This is a genomic window from Cupriavidus basilensis, from assembly GCF_029335485.1.
GTDB classification, from domain to species: Bacteria; Pseudomonadota; Gammaproteobacteria; order Burkholderiales; family Burkholderiaceae; genus Cupriavidus; species Cupriavidus basilensis_E.
In genome coordinates this window covers 19869-38681 of sequence record NZ_JARJLM010000302.1, presented here as the reverse complement: position 1 = coordinate 38681, position 18813 = coordinate 19869, and the positions used below count along the sequence as shown (strand labels likewise).

At 61.6% G+C, this 18813-nt stretch carries 13 protein-coding genes and 2 pseudogenes; 3 read left to right on the top strand and 12 right to left on the bottom strand.

Annotated features, from left to right (window positions below):
• Positions 1-456 precede the first annotated feature (456 nt).
• The 6 genes from P3W85_RS17645 to P3W85_RS17620 form a co-directional block, all read right to left on the bottom strand.
• Entirely contained in the window at positions 457-594 is a 138-nt protein-coding gene (locus P3W85_RS17645; RefSeq protein ID WP_276265736.1) for a hypothetical protein, read from the bottom strand.
• Positions 595-871: 277 nt separating this feature from the next.
• Positions 872-1600 carry a hypothetical protein gene (locus P3W85_RS17640; protein WP_276265735.1) on the bottom strand — a complete coding sequence of 243 codons (729 nt, stop codon included), beginning with the start codon at positions 1598-1600 and terminating at the stop codon, positions 872-874.
• Positions 1601-1710: 110 nt separating this feature from the next.
• Positions 1711-3414 (bottom strand): hypothetical protein, encoded by a 1704-nt coding sequence (locus P3W85_RS17635; protein WP_276265734.1) that lies wholly within the window; start codon positions 3412-3414, stop codon positions 1711-1713.
• A gap of 37 nt (positions 3415-3451) precedes the next feature.
• Positions 3452-3727: a hypothetical protein gene (locus P3W85_RS17630; RefSeq protein ID WP_276265733.1), complete on the bottom strand. Its 276-nt coding sequence runs from the start codon at positions 3725-3727 to the stop codon at positions 3452-3454.
• A gap of 293 nt (positions 3728-4020) precedes the next feature.
• Positions 4021-5370: a patatin-like phospholipase family protein gene (locus P3W85_RS17625; RefSeq protein WP_276265732.1), complete on the bottom strand. Its 1350-nt coding sequence runs from the start codon at positions 5368-5370 to the stop codon at positions 4021-4023.
• An 897-nt stretch (positions 5371-6267) separates the two neighbouring features.
• Complete coding sequence (locus P3W85_RS17620) at positions 6268-8241, bottom strand: PhoX family protein (protein ID WP_276265731.1); 1974 nt, start codon at positions 8239-8241, stop codon at positions 6268-6270.
• A 1190-nt stretch (positions 8242-9431) separates the two neighbouring features.
• Between P3W85_RS17620 and P3W85_RS17615 the strand changes: the two genes are divergently transcribed.
• The gene (locus P3W85_RS17615) at positions 9432-9761 is read left to right on the top strand and encodes a hypothetical protein (protein WP_346430271.1); all 330 of its coding nucleotides are present in this window, start codon (positions 9432-9434) and stop codon (positions 9759-9761) included.
• Positions 9758-10216, top strand: a complete 459-nt coding sequence (locus P3W85_RS17610) for a DUF2846 domain-containing protein (RefSeq protein ID WP_276265729.1) — start codon at positions 9758-9760, stop codon at positions 10214-10216. The genes P3W85_RS17615 and P3W85_RS17610 overlap by 4 nt, the downstream gene beginning before the upstream one ends.
• Positions 10217-10364: 148 nt before the next feature.
• Here the strand turns inward: P3W85_RS17610 and P3W85_RS17605 are convergent.
• The 3 genes and pseudogenes from P3W85_RS17605 to P3W85_RS45540 form a co-directional block, all read right to left on the bottom strand.
• Positions 10365-10735: pseudogene (locus tag P3W85_RS17605) on the bottom strand (IS6 family transposase); the annotation flags it as partial.
• 96 nt (positions 10736-10831) lie between these two features.
• Positions 10832-14239 carry an adenylate/guanylate cyclase domain-containing protein gene (locus P3W85_RS17600; RefSeq protein WP_276265747.1) on the bottom strand — a complete coding sequence of 1136 codons (3408 nt, stop codon included), beginning with the start codon at positions 14237-14239 and terminating at the stop codon, positions 10832-10834.
• Between the two features lie 761 nt (positions 14240-15000).
• A pseudogene (locus tag P3W85_RS45540) lies at positions 15001-15165 on the bottom strand (IS6 family transposase); the annotation flags it as partial.
• A gap of 154 nt (positions 15166-15319) precedes the next feature.
• Here P3W85_RS45540 and P3W85_RS17595 point away from each other — a divergent pair.
• Positions 15320-15487 carry a hypothetical protein gene (locus tag P3W85_RS17595; protein WP_276265749.1) on the top strand — a complete coding sequence of 56 codons (168 nt, stop codon included), beginning with the start codon at positions 15320-15322 and terminating at the stop codon, positions 15485-15487.
• Positions 15488-15555: 68 nt separating this feature from the next.
• Here P3W85_RS17595 and P3W85_RS17590 read toward each other — a convergent pair whose 3' ends face one another.
• The 3 genes from P3W85_RS17590 to P3W85_RS17580 all read right to left on the bottom strand — a co-directional run bounded on the left by P3W85_RS17590 (position 15556) and on the right by P3W85_RS17580 (position 18803).
• Positions 15556-16662, bottom strand: coding sequence for a porin (locus P3W85_RS17590; RefSeq protein WP_276265728.1), 1107 nt, complete (start codon positions 16660-16662; stop codon positions 15556-15558).
• 381 nt (positions 16663-17043) lie between these two features.
• Positions 17044-18468, bottom strand: a complete 1425-nt coding sequence (locus P3W85_RS17585) for an NAD(P)(+) transhydrogenase (Re/Si-specific) subunit beta (RefSeq protein ID WP_276265746.1) — start codon at positions 18466-18468, stop codon at positions 17044-17046.
• Positions 18469-18479: 11 nt separating this feature from the next.
• A complete protein-coding gene (locus P3W85_RS17580; protein WP_276265727.1) occupies positions 18480-18803 on the bottom strand; it encodes an NAD(P) transhydrogenase subunit alpha in 324 nt (107 codons plus the stop codon).
• Between the last annotated feature and the right edge of the window lie 10 nt (positions 18804-18813).

The window sequence follows — 18813 nt, the reverse complement described above, 5'->3', positions numbered from 1 at the left end:
AAGATTCAAACCATCTGATTGTCAGGCTGCATGTCGATTTTCCTAGGGGATGGAAGCAGACTATTGCTTGCGAAGCAAGCGCCAGCGAGATCTTGCAAGTGGCGCAGTACAAAAGGCTGCGTGAATTTCACATTTTCATCGCGATTAGAGCATTGGCGCTAGTGGCGTAGCAGATCAGTGATGACCGACCTCCAGGCAGCCGGTTGCTTTGCCGTAGTCGCGCCGCCGCCGGCACCCGAGCCGACGCGCACCTACCGTAACGCCGAAGGGCAGAAATGAAACAGACAGGGCCGAGTGGTCGCCGTGGGTCAAGGCTGACTGCGCTGTACCGGCAGATCAAGCGATTCTTCCAGGCCTGCGCCAGCGAGCCGGGCCTGGTGGATCCGCGCGGCGCGCCGCGCCGAGCAGGCCGAGTAACGAGGGAAGGGCGAAAGCCTCACCCGATCCGGGGCGATCCTACAATCCTGCCCGCATCAGCGCCTTGCTGTCCATCCAGCTTTGCACAAGCTCCGCGACTTGGTCGGCGTTGCGATCCATCATCGCCATATGGGAATTGCCCCGGATACCGAGCGCCGGCAGGTCCACGATCTGCACGTCGCGCCGGCTTGCCGCACGGCTTCAAGATAGGCTGTCGAGGCACTCCGGTAGTGCTGCCATAACGGCGACTGGCTGATGTAGTCGCCCCAGACCGCGAGGTGGGGAATGCGCGACCTCCTGCCGGTATCCGCACCTTACGGATCGACACTGTTGAGAGTGCCTGGCGTGAGAACTCGGAGGCTCGCGAGAAATATCGACTTGGCAGTTCTGATAGGCGCCGTTTCCAACTTATTCTGGAAATTAGAAGAATATTATTGTTTGCCTATTGGTGATACTATTGACCCGGCTTCTCTAGCTTCAAAAGCATCGCCTTGTTCTGGTCAAATGCAATGCCAATGATTCCCGCCTCTCCGGCTTGCCGGGTGAGATTCCACAGAGTCTTTTGAGGGTTAACCCAGTTTCCGTCTGCGTCTCGACCGGTGGCACGTATTGTGCTGAGTTGCCAAAGCGTCGTACTTGCTAATGCGTGACGCTTTAGCGCAGCCGAAATGTTTTCCTCGTACCTGTAGACCTGGGGCACTGCAACCCAGAATGCCACAGATGCAGAGCATAGAAAAAAAGATGGTTTCAGCCACCCTGGTGCCGACGCCCATCCGTATATCGAGATCGCCAACAAGGTCATAGCGCTCAGCGCGCCAGCAATAAGTGCCGATAATGTGGAAAAATACTGCCATTTAAAAAACGACTTAATAAGGTCAAACTGTGTCTCGGCGCCTTTGAGAATTCTCTCCTGCGCACTATTGATTAAGTCCAACTCAGGTTTGTTAAAATCATTGCATCCTGATGTTTTTCCTCTCTGCAATGATGTCGAGATTTTTTCGCACTCATAAATGTTAGTAGAGATGGAAATCGGTGATCGGAAAAATGGACAAAATTCTTTGATCGTATCATACCCCACCGTAACCAAGAATGCGTACGGAACCAAGTAGATCAAAACTGCAGCAGCGAGCGTCGGGGCCGCTAGCTTCACAGCCTTGATACCACCTTCTATCATTGCATTCATGGATCACTCCTTTGCGACCTCCAAGGCCGAGTTGATCGGTACGATCATCCTGATCTGTTTGAGATAGTCTTGCCGCCGGCAACGCCATCGGTTTTCTGCGCACACTGGGACTAAGCGTGTACCCAGAACGCGCTCTCGGCAAACTCCATCCCGTTCCACCAATTGGCCCGGCCCTTGCCATAGCGGAAGTTCGTGGCGCCAGCCTGGCTCTGGAGCGGGGCGGTAACCTCGCCCATAGCATCACGCCTGGCGCTCTCGACGGCGCTTTCCGGTACCACGGCAACGATGTGACCCGAGCGACCGTCCTCTTTGCGCCGAGCGACGATCAAGCCGATCGCCCCCTGGTTGACCGTTTGTTGTAGCTTGGTCAGCGTGCCGGTCTGGCGCCAGCCGAAAGTGGGGCCGAAGTCCCGAAGCCAGCGAAACAGATCGTTGGCACGCATTTCAGCGATTGTGTCGCCAATCAGCGGTTCGACGGATTGGCCCTGTGTCAGCGCTAGGATGGCGCGGGTCGTCCACCACACGCGCGGCAGATAGACGTCGGCGAGGTGGCAGTAGTCGTGGCAATAGATATTGCAGAACGTCAGACCGTCATGGGGTTGGTAACGCCCGTGCGCCGCCTTGTCGACAGCCAGCCAGTCAATTATGGCGCTCAGCGACGCGCGGAGCTCGTCGGGAGATGTGCCCGCACGCGTTGGTTGATTCGGCTCGTTAAGCGAGTGCGCGCCGGCCGGGTCCGAACGCTTTGTGATGTGGCCTGGCCGGCTGGGCATGAAGACCGCGACCACACCGGTGACGGGTGGCGCCTCTGACGCTGTGACAATGGGAATCTCCGTGACGCCGGTGTCGGCCACGAGATACTTCTGCGAGGCGAATCCACGCAGCAGCGCACCGTTCAGCGAGGTCTCGACTTCCCGAAACCCATTGCGGGCCTTGCCCGTGAAGGCTCGCACCGGCTGCCCGTCAGGCATGTGGCCGACCACGTTCGCTTGCGGCGGATCGCTGATCTTCGGTTCGCTGCGCAACCGTAACATGCCCTCCTTCGTGTCCACGCGCAGGAACGTGCCCTGCGCGATCACCGGGCTCGGTGATGGCACCACAGCCGTGTTCTCCCGTGGCGGAGTCAGCAGCGGAGAATTGCCAGGAAGGGCCACTCTGTGGGCCATCTGAAGGAAATCGAAGAGCTGCTCGCCGTAGAACTTTTGACCGTCGAAGAAACCCTGGCGTAGGCCCTTCTTTGGAGTGAAGCTGCCTGTGTTATAAGCGATGCCCACCGCGGCGAGCTCCATGTCAGTCAACAACGCGCGGCCCTCGAATCCGAGCCGCTTTGCAGCGTGGCCGAGTTCTTCCAGGCAACATTCGAGCGTGCCCTCGAACGTCGCATAGCGCTTCTCCAGGAAGTAGTCAGGGTCGGACTTGAAAAATTGCAGGTCCCGTTGAAACATGCCAAAACCGTGGCAAAACTTGTTTGGCCGCTTTGCCACGGCGGCAAACGACGGAATCTCTTTCGACATGTCGATGAGTGCCTGGCGGGCGATCGTATACATCTCGTCGCCGTGGGCGGCAGCTAGTAACGCTGCCTTGTTCCTTGGAAAAGCGCTACGTCCCTTGTCATCGTCGAGCGTATCACCAACGCATAGGGCCAGCACCTGGTCGATCGGCAGCCTTGCACGCAGCCTAGACCACACGTAACCGGTTTCCTGGCAGGCGATTGCGGCGAGGAAGTCGACGGTCAGCGGGGAGTTGGCCAACAGCGGCTCGATGCGCGGTTGGAACTGGGTCTTGAACCACAACACGTCGTCCCGAGTTGGCATGGTGGACTCCTTATGGGGGCGTAGTGGCCGGCGCGTCTTAAGCGTGCCAGATGCGCGGCAGGAATCGGTAGGGGCCGTCGGCGACGATAAACGCCAGACCGAGGAGGATAGCCGCAAGCTTCGCGAGCGTACATACCGATGACAACACGCGCCATGGATAGGCCGTCCGCCCGCCGAGCATCTGCAGTATCGCTTTCCCACTGCCGTCCAATGGAATCGCCAGATGTGCGAGCCACGCCATGGTGGCTGCCAATGAGGCGTAGTTAGACCCCTGGCCGGCGCCGCTTTGTATGCAATGCAGCGAGATCGCCACGGAGTAGCGCAGAAGGCACAGAGAGCCGATGGGCGTGTGAAGGCGCAAAGCCTGGACGCCGAGGGGGTGGTATTTCGTAAGGCGGCCAGCATCGCTTTTGCTCGGGATTGTCCCCGCGGTATCTCGAAGTCGACGGCGGCACGATACGGAAAGGGACCCCCTGAATTGACCGCGCTTGACGCGCAGGTACGCACCGGCGAGCAGCGCGAAGACGACCGCGACAGCGCTACCGGCGCGCTGGGCTGTTGGGCTGAGGGAGGCGAGCGGACCAAAAGCCATGGCCGATGGAACGCTCAGTCCGGCTTGCTGCCACGGAACTGGCTCCGCGGCATCGTGCTTGCCGCCGTCATCTGCGCGGCCGACAGGCTTTCGCGAATCGTCTTGTACGCCTGCCAGTCGAAGCGAGCGAGAAAGTCAATCGCGGTCAGCGCGCCACGACGGAAAAGGTCGAGCTTTTCGGCATCCGCCATGCTGAACGCCAGCCAGTCGTGCTCGGCCGTGTCTATGTACGCAACAAGCCGGTTGAAGTCAGGGTTCTTCCTCAGGAATTCGTAGTCCAGGCAGTGCCGGGCCGCATTGAAGGTCTGTGTGACGATTTCCTGCAGACGGTCAATATTGTGCGCTCGCTCGTCCCACTGTAGCTTGACGCCGAACGTTGGTCGTGTCGGCACCTTGAGCGGATTGTGGAAGACGTCAATCGGGAAATTGGATAGTACCCCGCCGTCGACGATCAAGCTAAACTTCGGTGGGAAACGCTTCTTCTCGATATCGACCTCATTAATGCCGGCCAGATCGCACCACAGCCTCTCGTGAGCTGGGTCGCGCATTGCCAGTGGAATCTTCACGGGGCGGAAGAAGAACGGGATGGACATCGAGCAACGCACGTAGTCTGCTGGGTCTACCTGGTCAACATCTGCCCAGTAGAGACCGGCCATGCGTGGGAATTCGAGCTTGGTCTCTGTGGAGATGTCCGCGGCGACGATGCATAGTTTGCAGTCCTTGGGATCGAGCGGCGGCAACGCAGGCTCGCCCTCGAGTTGAGACTCCCGGTGAAGGGAGTCGTCCCGCAGCCGCCAGCCCGTCGGCGTAGTGCCCATCTGTGCCAACAGCGCCTTCGTGGTGGTAAGGCCACGGGGCTTGAGGACCATGTCTTTGAGCCAGCGATGAAAGTGTTCGCCACGGTTCAGGCCCATGATCTCCGAGAAGTTATCGACGACCTGAATGCCTTTCCAGAGCGCCTTCATCAGGCCGCGGCGCGCAAGTATAGTGTCGAGAAAATCCGAGGCGTCCGTGTCGTCGTCGTCCTTGCCATCGACGAAATCGGCCATCGGCATGTTGGCCACGATCTCGATGAGCATTTCACTCTTGGCCGCCGCCGGCACGTCTAGCGCCGCGAGCGCCAGGGCCGTAATGGATCCCGCCGAGGCGCCGCCAAGGCTGGCAAATCGCAGTCCAGCCTGCTCTAGCACATAGACGTAGCCAAGTAGAGCGATCCCGAGCACGCCGCCACCTTCCATGACCAGGTCTACGTATTGCAGCCCCGCGTCATCTATGACGTCGCTATAGACCCGGTTTTTCAACGCGGCGATGTCCGCCTGCTTGTCCGCGATGGCGTCGATAAAGCTCTGGCTGCTGAGCGTCATCTCAATCTCCCTTGTTTGAAGCGAAAGCATGGATGGACCGGCGAGTCTGGCTGCGAGAGGTACAGGCACGGAAAGACGCCGGCTCCTATGCTCCCGTCGATCTATTGCAGAGGAATGTTTGCAGCCCTATCTCCAAGGGTTGAGATGAACCGAAGCCATACGAGTGGTGCTATCCGGGTCAGAAGTAGAGCCTCCAAGTATAGTAAGAGGCTCAGCGGACCGCCCAGCACTCATGTGGGAGTCATTCTGACAGTATGGAAAAATGGGATACGGCGGTGCCCCCACGAAGGAGGGACGGAAGATATAACGCATGCGATTTATGCGTGTTTATCTTATTTACATCGCTGGTTTGATTTGATCACTGCGTCGGAATACGCTTGGACATGTGAGTTGCACTGCGTCGATATGGATGCAATGAGCCGTGCGTAACCCATTGCGCCTGGCCGAGGTGGTGCTGACGCTGGTGCGACAGAGCGCAGGCCACGCTACGCTCGATACCACTACCCGCAACGTGATCACCGAGGCGGCGTGACGCATGGAAGCGATGTGGATGGTGCGGGATGCCGACAAGGGGGATTGTGCGGCCCAAATCGTTGCACCTTTCAGACTCCCAGAACCTGATACCTATGTCTCTTGAGATTGAGCGCGCCGCGGCCATGGTGTGGATCCGTGTGCAGATGGCAAGGCACGGCCTGACCTTGACCGACCTGCGGGCAGCCGGTTGTTTTGCCATCGTGGCGTCGCCTCCGCCGCCGCCGGCTCCCGAGCTGACCCAGAGCACCGATCAGCGGTGTATGCGGCTCCCAGCTCGCACTTGAAGCTGCTTCTTGGCAAAAGAAATTGCGGCGGGCCGTGGCCCGCCGCCTAGTCCTGCCTCAGAGAAGAGCGTGTTACGCGTCAGGCCTTGGCCAGCTTCACGCCGGTCGGGTCTGCCGTCAGGTAGCCGACTGCGGCGCCGAACCGGTCCTTGTAGTTGGCGCGCACGAGCGGATCGAGTGCGGCCTTGACCTTGTCGTGCAGCGGCGTTTCCCAGTCGCCGGCGTGCTGGAAGTTGCTCATGATATAGGTCCAGCCGTTGATCTCATCCACCGCATGCAGGCCGGTGGACTCGGCGCCCACCGGGCACGACAGCACGCGGGAGAGCTTCTTCGTGTCGACGTTGTACGCCCACAGGAAGTTGTTGACGTGCGTGTTGCTGTCTTCGCCGATGAACAGCGTGCGCAGCTTCTCGGAGAACTTCAGGTTGTCCGGCGTGGCGATTTTGTCCGGGTTGGCGAAATTGCCCAGTGCGTCCTGCTGCTTCATCTTGCCGCCGCCCAGATCTTCGCTGACGAGCGCAGGTACTGAGGCCATGTCGACCGGCACCCACTCGCTGTTGACGGCGGCGCCTGCCTTGTCCTTCTGGCCACCCTTCAGGTTCAGCTCATAGATGCAGCCAGAGTACGGGCCTTCCACCTGGATGTCGCCGGCGTTGGCGGCATTGCCTTTCAGCATGCTCGTCTCGATGCGCGACATCGCCGAGTAGGCCTTCCTGTCCTTGATGTTGACCGTGGTGCCCTCCATCTTGGTGAAGCCCAGGCTGCCGCCCACCAGCGCGGCGTAGCGGTGTGTCTCCAGGAACGCCGCGGCCTTCTCCTTGCCAGGCAAGAGCTTCACCCAGTTTGGCTTGCCCGCGTACAGGATGCGCGTGTACGACGTGTCGGCCGGGTCGGTCGTCTTCACGACCATGATGTCGGCCGCCTTGATGCCACCGTCCACCAGCGCGCGGATCTCCGCGCTCGTGGCGCTTCCCAGCTTGATCCACGACAGCGTGGCCGCGCCCGGCCCGGTACCCGAGGTCTGGTTCCACTTGGCGACGTAGAGCGTGCCGCTGGAGAGGTCGCGCGCCTTGTCCGCGATGAACATGAAGAGGCCGCCGTTGGCGGCGTCGTCGCCCATCAGCACGGTGCGCTCGTCCGGCATCACCTGCACCAGCTCGTGCGAGATGCGGCCCAGGCAGTAGTGTTTCTTGATGCTGCCGGTGCCGTCCGCGTTCACGGTCACTTCCGGCAGGTGGCCGTAGTGGTAGGGTTTGGCCGTGTCGGGATTGCCGAACAGGTTCTGGCTGAAGCCGCGCAGTTGCGTGTCGGTGGCGGCCTTGGTGGCGTCTGGCTCGTATTCCTCGCTTGAGAGGTGCGTATTCCACGGCGATAAGCTGGCGCCACAGGTGATCCACAGGCCGTTGACGCCAGAGGTGTCGACGTTGTGGTACTTGACCACCTTGAGCCTGCCTGTGGCCGGGTCCTGGTCCAGCGTCAGCACGGCGATCGGCGACGGCAGTTGGCCATACATGCTCGTGTTGTTCTGGTTGGCCGAGGTGTACTCGAACTGCACCACCGCGAACACCGTCTTGCCCTTGACGCCGGACACGGAGGCGTTGGCCAGCGTCAGCAGCGAGCTGCCGTCCGGGGCGTCGGAGAAGAACTGGCGTTCCTTGCCTGCCACCGAGGTGTCGATGATCGGCTGGTTGTTGATGTTGTAGTAGCCGCCTGCCACGACCGTGCCGCCCTTGCCGTCGGGCGCGGTGTCGCCGGTGATGAAGAACGGCTGGTAGGCCAGCTTGTAGGTCTGGCTGCTGCCGTCGCTGAACGAGACCTTCAGCGAAGAGTTGACCGTCGTGGCGGCCATGGCTGCGGGCGTGTCCAGCGTCGGTGCCGCCATGCCGGTGAACTCGGCGGTGGTGAAGCTGGCGGCTGTGGGTGCGGCTACGGCGTCGTCACCGCCGCCGCAGCCCGCCAGCAGGGCGAGAGAGCCGGTACCGAGCGGCAGCATTGGCGCACTGGCGAGGAGTTTCAAAGCCTTGCGGCGGGAAGCATCCGGTTTGTCAGTCATGGTTTGTTGTGGGGCATAAGCAGACTACGAAGGGGCCGCGGCGCCCAGCTGTCTGCTTCGCTGCAGCGCACCGCGTTCGCGGGATGTCGGAAAGCACGCAGGACTATTCCGTCAGCACCTAGAGAAGACGCGCGATCGGCGACCTTGCCCGCACTCCATGACAAACCAGTGTCACAATGTCTCAATGTCGCGTGGGGATGTGGAAGTCTGCGCAATAGAGATAATTAGCGCGTATTCTCAACTGCGACCCCGGCACGCGAAAGAGAAGTTCATCGCGGATTTCCGGGCAAGGCCGTCCCGGTTCTCGAGGAAAAATAGTGGTCATCGCGGAGCCATAGGTCATGCGCTCGGCCCATGACCGCGTCGGCAGACTCAAGCGGGCTCGGTCGGAATAGGCCCCAGTAGAATGGACGGATCTCGAATGCAGCTGGGTATGATCAGCCATGACTCTGCAAGTCACGAAGGTTTTGATGCACTTGCACCACCCGCTAGAGGTGATGCTGGCCTGCGTGCGCCGGTACGTCTCCTTTCCCCTAGAATCTCGTGCGAGCGGCGGATTATTTGGACCCACCTCGAGGCAACATCCGTGACACTCTCCCCGAGCCGGCCTGTAGGCGTTCCCGTCGGTCCATATTCTTCTTCACCGCGCGCACCTGCACTGTTGCCGAGGCTTCGCCGCGCGGCTGCGTACCGCCAGCAAGCGCACCCACGTTTCTCGCGCGCTGGCGGTCAGGGCCCCGCTGGAGGTGGTACAGCAGACCGCCGGCCATGTCTCGCTCGATGCCACCACACGCAATGTGACTGCCGCAGATGGGGATGGGGTGTGGATATCGAAATTGCGCAGTTTATATGCTATTAGCGCTGGATTGGCTTTATCTCACGCACACTGATTCCGAGGTTTTGACAGTATCGCCGAAGATTTTCGGGTCGCCGCAAGTTGGGTTGTGGCTGTCAGTAGCTCGTAAGTCTCTTTGGCCCCTCTTCTGCGAGGGGCGATTTTTTGGCCTCTGGCATGGCGTCATGGAATAGGAACGTCTCGGGATAGAATAAGGTACGACCCGTTGTCGATTTGAAAATGGTTTCCAAAATAAATGCAAATACCCGTTTTCATGAAGAGCCTATCCTCGATGTGTCGGCGTCCCCTCTGGGTGATACTCGCCTGCAGCATCGTTCTATTTAGTTGTGCCCCAATGATCGCAACGACACCATCAATTGTCGAATTTGCCCAGGATGGGACCGAGGTGCGATCCATAGTTATCCTGGCAACAGCAAAGATCCAGCTCGATACGGGGTACTCACGAGAATTGGCCGAAACATCCGTCTGGAAGCGGGTGGGACGCGTGCCGCAAGGTACTGTCTATCAGCCGGTCGGAACGATCTTCACAATCGAGGGTCGGCAGGTTCACGAAGCCTACTTGGTCCTCAAAGACAAGAAGCTGGTGGGCTTCTATTTACCGGGTGAGCAGAACTACTCCCCACTTTCAACCGCAGTACCCCTGACCTTGGGAGACATCGAATGAAACGAGTTGCGAGGATGGTGATGGCCGGAATGGCGATGTCCTTGCTGATGGCGGGTTGCGCTTCGGGTGTGAAGCATTCCGAGATGGCGGCCTCTATCCCGGCAATCAAACCAGGGGAGGGCCGCATCTACTTCCTGCGTTCGGCGTCCATGTTTGGCGCTGCGATTCAACCGGAGATTCGCCTCAACAACCAAGTCGTTGGGGATTCCAAGCCAGGTGGCTTCTTCTTTGTTGACCGACCAGCTGGAAAATATCTAGCCTCGGCGTCGACTGAAACGGAGAAGACGCTCAGCTTCGCCCTGGATGGCGCGGAAACGAAGTACGTGCGCAGCTCGCCTTCAATTGGTCTGATGGTTGGCCGCGTGGTGCTGGAGTTGGAAACACCAACCAAAGCCAAAGAGGAGCTGTCCTCCCTAAGCTATACCGGAGACGTGATGAAGACCTCGGCAAAATGAACTAGCAGGCCAGCTTGAGCGGTGTCACGTGGGCACCGCCCAGGTGACCGAGAAACACGTGGGCCGGACAGCTGTTTCCAACCCGGCCTACTACCTGCACCTCACAAGTGACCTTTCGCTCGAGCCCTTGCCTCGTGTCATTCGCGAAGAAGGCCTTGGCTGCAGCGACATCGCGCTTGACGCTGAGCCGGAAGTCGACCGTCTCTCCCGCTCGATCAACTGCACGGTAAAGATAGACCCATTTGCCACGGATTTGCACATACGTCTCGTCGACTCGCCATGAACGACCCGCCGATCTCGCAAACCGATGCCAGCACTTCACGAACTCCGACGTGAAGTGTTTGACCCAGCGCATGATCGTCGTGTGCGCAAGCGACAGGCCGCGCTCGGCCATCATTTCAACGAGGTCTCGAAAGACTGAGCTTGTAACGCAGGTACCAACGCACGCACGGGACGATGACTTCGCGGTCGAAGTGCCGCCCCGTTGAACAACCAGTCGATGTCTCTCGGCGTACTCATTGCGGGCTCGCGCTCGTCAAAAACCTGAGCGTGGCCCGCCGGCCCCTCCGATTTGCGCCAGAGCCGCCGGAGCATGGCCCCGCCCCGGTGCACGCTTCAATCGAGCACGGCGAGCAGCGACTTGGCTTCCTGCAGGTCCAATGTGTCGAATCCCTCGGTGAACCCCTGGTAGACCTCGCTAAGCATCTCGCGCGCCTCGGCCGACCTGCCCTGCCGCCGCCACAGCCGGTTCAAAGCCATCACCGCGCGCAGCTCCATCGACCGGGCGCCCTGGCGGCGGGCGATTGCGATCGCCTGCAGGAAGCAGGCCTCGGCCTCGTCCCGGCGGCAGGCCTCCTCTCCCTCGCGGACATGCAGCAGGGTCAGCTCCCCCTTGAGCCGGTACAGCTCAGCTTCGTACAGGTGCTCCTGCGTCCGCTCCACCAGGCCCAGCGCCTCAGCCAGCGTCTTGAGCCCTGTCTCGGCCTGCCCCGTTCTCGCATAGGCCTCGGCCAGCAGCGCCAGGAAATGAGGTAGCCAAAGCTCCGCCCCGGTGCCCCGGTAACCGCTCAAGCCCTGCAGCATCCTTTCGATGCCCTCTGCCGCGCGTCCCTGCGCGGCTAGCGCCCAACCCGAGAGGATTGTTCCCCAAGTCAACCAGAACGGGAAGCCGTGCTCGGTCGCGAGCGCGAGGAGTGCCTCCGCCATCTCGCGGGTCGGCTGCGCCTCGCGGCGGTGCAGATGAAGCTCGGCGGCGAATTGCAAGGCAGCGGCCGAGGCAAGAGGCTGGGACCGGGTCTGGGCCAGGGCGAGCATTTCCTGGCTGCGCGCCAGGGCTTGATCCGGATAGCCGAGAAGCCACAGGTCCAAGGCGAGGAAGGCCAGCCCGAGCACGCCGGGCTCCAGAAAGAAGGCAGGCGAGTGTTGCTGCCGAGGATCATAGAGGGCCAGGGCCTGCTCCAGCTGCGCGCGGGCAGGTTCCAGCTCGCCGAGACTCAATAAGCTGGCCCCCAACGCCCGATGGGCTTCTACGAGCAACGCAGGGTCTTGCGCCTTCTCGGCCAGCGCAAGGAGTTGCTCCCCCAGCTCGCGTGCGGTCCGCAGCTCGCCACGGACTATATAAAACAGGCGCAGCCCCAGCACGGAGGGGAAGAGCTGGGTCGTATCCCCTAGCTGTCGACACAGCATCAACGCCCGGGTATAGGTCGTCTCCACCTCCGGGGCACCATGCCCCTTGGCGGCCATCCAGGCCGGGCCGAGGGTGATCTGCAGCGCGAGCTCCTGCCGCGCGCGCTCGGGCGTGTCGGGCTGGGTCTCGAGCAAGGCCAGGGCCCTGGTGAGGTGGGCGACCGCTTCGGCATCGGCGGAGCGCTGCACCGCCTGGCGCCCGGCGCAATGCAGGTATTCCACCGCCTTGGCCGCGTTGCCGCTGCGGCTGAAATGATGGGCCAGCTCGCTGCAGTGCTCCTCGATCTGGTCATTGTGCAGGGCCTCGATCGCTTGGCCCGTGCGCTCGTGCAGCGCACGGCGCCGCTCAATCAGCAGCGAACCGTAGCTGACTTCCTGGGTCAGCCCATGCTTGAAGCTGAACTCCACCTCCGGAAACGCCGGCTGCTCGTAGATGAATTCTCTGGCCTGCAGCCGGCTCAGCAGGCTCTTGAGCGCGTCTTCGGGCTGCTCGACGACGCGCGCGATCAGGCTCCAGGCAAATTCCTTGCCGATCACCGCCAGGGTCTGCAGCAGCGCCTTCTCGGCCGGCTCCAGGCGGTCGATGCGGGCAGCGAGCACCCCCTGTACGGTGGTCGGGATGTGCAGGGCGGTCGGGATCTGCTCGAGCCGGTAATGCCCGCGCTCGCCGCGCAGCACCTGCTCCTCGATCAGCGTCTGCACCACTTCTTCGATGAAGAAGGGGTTGCCTTCGGTCTGCTCCAGGATCAGGCGCTCGAGCGGCGCGAGCCCGGCGCCCTCGCCCAGCAGATCTCGCAGCAGCTCCCGGGCTTCGACGCCGCCCAGGGGATCGAGCCGCAGCTGGCTATAGTAGCCCTTGTGGCTCCAGTCATGCCGGTATTCGGGCCGGTAATTGACCAGCAGCAGGATGCGGGCGTTGGCCACGCTCTCGCCGAGAAAGCCGAGGAAGGCCTCGGTCTCGCTGTCGAGCCACTGCAGGTCCTCGACGATCAGCTCCAGCGGTTGGGCCAGGCTCTCGCGCACCAAGAGCCGCTTGATCGCCTCGAAAGTGCGCTGCCGGCGGATGTGGGGGTCCATCTGCGCCAGCGCCGAGCTCGGCTCGGTGCCCCCCAGCATGTGGAACAGATAGGGCAGGCTGTCTTCCAGCGCGCGGTCCAGGGTCAGCAGCTTGCTGGTGAGCTTCTCGCGCCGCAGGCGCTCGTCGTCCTGCCCCGTGATCTGGCAGTAGTTCCTCAGCAGATCGATCAGCGGCAGGTACGGATAGGCCTTGCCGTGCGAGACCGAGAAGGTCTCCAGCACCAGGCAATCGCGCGGCGCAAGCAGCTTGAACTCGTGGAACAGCCGCGACTTGCCGACACCCGGCTCGCCGACCACGCCGACGATCTGCCCGCGTCCGGCCTGCGCCAGCGCCCACGCCTCGCGCAGTTGCTCGAGCTCGCGGACCCGGCCGACAAAGCGCGCCAGCCCGCGGCTGGCCGACACCTGGAGCCGGGTGCGCAGCGGGCCCAGGCCCAGTACTTCGAAGACGGGCAGCGGCTCGCTAAGCCCCTTGATCGGCGTCGCGCCGAGCGCCTTGAATGCGAAATAGCCCTCGGCCAGCTTGTGCGTGTCTTCGCTTGCAACGATCGAGCCGGGCACTGCGATGCCCTCCATGCGCGAAGCGATGTGGATAGAGTTGCCTACCGGATCGTAATCGGTGTGCAGATCCTCGGTGCGGATCGCGCGCACCACGACCTCGCCCGAATTGACGCCCACGCGGATCTGCAGCGCGATACCCTGGGCTCGGCGCACGCGGTCGGCGTAGCGGCGCATGTCCTCCTGCATGCGCAGCGCTGCCAGCAGGGCGCGCTGCGCATGGTCCTCGTGCGCAATCGGCGCGCCGAACAACGCCAGAATGCCGTCGCCCATCGACCTGGCCACATAGCCTTCGTAGTGGTGCACAGCCTCCATCATCAGCGCCAGCACCGGGTCGATCAGGCTGCGCGCGTCTTCGGGGTCGAGATCCCGGATCAGCGCGGTCGAGCCTGCCATGTCGGCGAACAGCGCGGTGATGGTCTTGCGCTCGCCCTCGGTCGCGCCCCGCGCCTGCATCGCGGCCCGGGCGGCCCGGATACGCTCGGCCAGATGGGGAGGCGTGTAGTTTATGGGGGCGCTGGCCGCTGACGCGCTACCGCGACCTGCCGCTCTCAATGGCGCGCCGCATTCGCTGCAGAACTTGGCGCTCGCGCTGGTCTCGTGCCCGCAGGCCGGGCAGACATGAACCAGCTTGGCGCCGCATTCCTCGCAGAACTTGGCGCCTGCCGGATTCTCGAATCCACAGCTGCTACAGCGTCGCATCGGGCCCACCTTCGCCTTCGGCGGCTTGCGAACTTACGATTTTTTCAAGGCCTGCGGTTCCGCGCCCGTGCCAGCGTGGTCGGCACGACCCCGTTACAGCCCCGGTCCGCGGACTCGCCGCGCGACCTGGCGAACTTTGAACGGGAACGCGAATGCGCCGCTTGGATGATGAACCGGCGGCCCAAGGGATCCTGCCGGCTGGCCATCGACGATCGCCAGTGGTCGTTCCGACTTGACTGCACACAACTGGACCTGACCAGCACCCGCGTCGGCATGACATCGGATACGCAGCGCGAACTGCATGAGAAGCTTGGGCGTCTCGCAACCGCGCCTAGTGTTGCACCATGATCGCTGTCCCGACCGCAATGCCTTTCCAGGGTGGTGTTTATCATCATGGGGTGTTGTGTCTCGGCGAGGGTGTAAGTCGTCAACCATGAAGCCCAGCCGGACAAGCCAACTGTCGCTCGCCAGGGGGCGAACCAAGATACGCGCCTATGCTCTGTAGAGCACAAAGCCGCAGCCACACGCGTTTGCTCGAAGCAAAGAAATGCAAGTCATTGATCGAAAATTATATTTTAGGATCAAAGCGCCATTTTTTGCACGACTTGGACAATCGCCCCCATTTACGAGAACCCGTCAAATCGGGGCGGTGATCAGCCTTCCAGAAAGAGGATGATGAGCCACCTACAATAGGCTCATGTCCTTCGAAGCTGTGGTGCAAATTGTGGGCGCGAGCGAAAAAAGGCGTATTCGTCGCTACATCATCGTGCTGAAAGGACTGCCTGCCCAACAGCAGGCGCAGTGATCTTCGAGGCGCAGCTTTGTGAGGTTGAACTGACTTTTCGAATGCGAAGCATCAGCTCGATGCCGGAGATCGTAACGGCCGCATTCCTGAAGCGTTTGAAGCCGAGCATCGCATCGACCTGGACTCCCTCCGATTGCGCCAGAGTGCGATTTTGTCGGCCCTTCAGAATGGGACGAAGCCAAGCGAGGCAACGGATTGCAGGAAGGGAGCCAGGCCGGGAAGTCCCAGAAGCGATATTGATCTGATTCTCTTCCCGGGAGTTGAGGACCTGACCGATGAGCACCCCCGGTTTCTTCCGCAGCCGGCTTGACAGCATGATCGACCTGCGCTATCCGCTTGCAGTGCTGGCCACACGCATGCCCTGGGCCCAGATAGAGGCGTCGCTGGCGCCGAGATGCCAGGTGCTGCCTGGTTTGCGCTGTGCGGCCTTTACGGCCAGGTGAGCAACGAACGTGACATCGATGGCTCGCGAGCGGCGCGATTGCCATGCCGCTCGCAGGCCACCGCTTCGTCAGAACTTATGCCGCATGCCGATGGTGGCCTCGAACACGGAATTGCGTCCGCTGACCGGCAGGGTGAATCCCGGCGTACCAGCCAGTGTTCGCCATGCTCCCGTCAGCTTTGTATAGTCGACTCCCGCGTAGACATCGGTGCGTTTGCTAAAGCTGTAGTCCAGCAGCGGGCCGCCGGTGATGCGCGTGCCGTTCTGCCCGCCGTGCTTGAGCAGATCCACGTAGACGGGCAGTTTCAGTTCAAGCGAGGGTGTCAGTGGGTAGCTCACCGCCGCGGAGAACGAATCGTTCCGGTAGCCCGCCGGGTAGACGTTGCTATAGATGTAGGATGCATATAGCTTGGTCGCGCCGAGCTTGTAGGTCGCGCCTACGGTGAACACCTTCTGGGTGCTGTCGGGGATCAGGATGCCGAAGTACGTGCTGCCATAGGGGGTCGTCGCTGGCGTAAGCCCACCGATGTTGTTGATGATCTGGAACGCCGCGCCGACGCTCAGTGGGCCATTGTCATAGGAAGCCGCCACGCCGGGAGATGAGAACCGCTTGGCGTCACCAGCGATTTCGCCGAACGTGTAGGCGCCCTTGAAACTGAAGCCACCGAAGGTGGGAGAGGAATAGCGTACGGTGTTGTCCAGCCGGCCGCCGCCGGTCAGTCCCGCACCCTGGAAGCCGAGCGTGCCGACATAGTTTGACAGGGCGTACACGTCATGGAGGAACGCCATCTCGTGGACCAGCGTGTATTGACGGCCCAGCGTGATGTCGCCGTAGGTTGACGACGAGAGGCCGACCAGCGCGGTTCGGCCGAACAGGCGCGCATTGCCGGACGGTGTCGATTGCTGGGTCGCCCCGGTGCCGGGTGTGAATCCGGACTCGAGCTGGAAGAGGGCCTTGTTGCCGCCGCCCAGGTCTTCAGTGCCGATCATGCCCCAACGGCTGCCCGACAGCGGTCCGCCGTTGCCCATGCCGATCTTGCTGTCGCCGGCGGCATTCTGATGCGTGTTGTAGCGTATGCCGACGTCGATGACGCCGTATAGCGACAGGCTGCTTTGCGAGTGCGCCGCGCCGGATATGGTCCCGAGAACAGCGGCGGTCATAAGCGTTTTTTTCATTTTCACTCCCTTTCAGTGTGCTGCATGCCATTGTTGTGATGCTCGGTTGCCGGACGCACGAATCCGCTCCCAGCCGCCTTGCGCGCAAGGGTGGCTGGCATTGGAGTGTCTGGCCAATAGGGTTGGAAGCCCGCTGGTCGCAGTGCGCACCTGAGGCTGTCCGCGTTCGCTCTACTTCAGTGCCGCGATGGTGTCGGCGAAGCGAACGCGGCCTTTACTTGATGATTCCCGCGGTGGTGGCGACTGGGCCGAGAAAGCAAAGTGACTTGCCTTGTTCGAAATTAAACGCCTTGCCGCCTTTGCTGACCAAGACGACTTGCCTATGGGGAAATAGTGCCGGCTTATGCTTGCGCGAAGCCCGCTCTTCTGTCCGTGGCGCAGTTACTCCACGGCCTTGCCCATGTCCTCGACCACCTTCTTGGCGTCGCCAAAAACCATCATGGTCTTATCCAGATAGAACAGTTCGTTATCCAGGCCCGCATAGCCAGCGGCCATCGATCGCTTGTTAACGATAATGGTCTTCGCCTTGTAGGCTTCCAGAATGGGCATGCCGTAGATCGAGCTGCCCTTCTGTTGCGCCGCGGGGTTCACCACGTCGTTGGCGCCCAGGATGATCGCCACATCGGCCTGGCCGAATTCGCTGTTGATGTCCTCCATCTCGAACACCTGGTCATAAGGCACCTCGGCTTCAGCCAGCAGCACGTTCATGTGGCCGGGCATGCGTCCTGCCACGGGATGGATGGCGTACTTCACCGTGATGCCCTTGTGCGTGAGCTTCTCGGCCAGTTCCTTGACCGCATGCTGGGCGCGGGCTACGGCCAGTCCATAGCCTGGCACGATCACCACGGTCTCGGCATTGCCCAGGATAAAGGCCGCATCGTCGGCGCTGCCGCTCTTGACGCTACGCTGCTGGATCGTGCCCGCTTGCGCACTGCCTGCCTCGCCGCCGAAGCCGCCCAGGATCACATTGAAGAAGGAGCGGTTCATCGCCTTGCACATGATGTAGCTCAGGATCGCGCCCGAGCTGCCCACCAGCGAACCCGCGATAATCAGCATGCTGTTGTTCAGGCTGAAGCCGATGCCCGCGGCCGCCCAGCCCGAATAGCTGTTGAGCATCGACACCACGACCGGCATGTCGGCGCCGCCGATGGGAATGATGATCAGCACGCCCATGAGGAAGGCCAGTGCCAGCATGGCGATGAACGCCGGCCAGCTCTCGGCGCCGATGAATGCGGCTCCCAGGCCGACGGTGGCCAGGCCCAGCAGCAGGTTGAGCATGTGCTGGCCCGCGAACTGCACCGGGGCGCCCTGGAACAGGCGGAACTTGTACTTGCCGGAAAGCTTGCCGAAGGCGATGACCGAACCGGAGAAGGTGATCGCGCCAATGGCAGCCCCAAGGAAGAGTTCCAGTCGGTTGCCGGTCGGAATCGCCTCACCTTTGGGCGCAATGCCGAAAGCATGCGGCTCCGCAACGGCAGCCACCGCGATGAACACAGCCGCGAGGCCGATCATGCTATGCATGAAGGCCACCAGCTCCGGCATCCTGGTCATCTCGACGCGCTGGGCCATGAATGCGCCGGCACCGCCCCCGATCACCAGTCCAAGCAGAACATAGCCAAGGCCTAGCGGGCTCCCCCCGGCAAGCTTGAGGATCAATGTGCCGGTCGTGAGCACGGCAATGGCCATGCCGGTCATGCCGAAGCGGTTGCCGCGGATCGAAGTGGTGGGGTGGCTCAAGCCCTTCAGGGCCTGGATGAAGAAGACGCTGGCTACCAGGTAAAGCAGGGTAACCACGTTCAGACTGATGAATTCCAGGTTCACTTGGCCCCCTCTCTGGAAGCCGCAGGCTTCTTGTCCTTCTTTTTGAACATCTCCAGCATCCGGCGCGTCACCAGGAAGCCGCCGAAGACATTGACGGCGGCCAAGGCGACGGCAAGTACGCCCATGACCTTGCCCAGCGTGGTCTCGGTGAGTGCGGCGGCCAGCATGGCGCCGACAATCACGATGGCCGAGATGGCGTTGGTCACGGCCATCAGCGGTGTGTGCAAGGCCGGCGTGACGTTCCATACCACGTGGTAGCCGACATAGACGGCCAACACGAAGGTGGTGAGATTGATGATGGTGTGCGAGACCGCTTCCATAGTGTTGCTC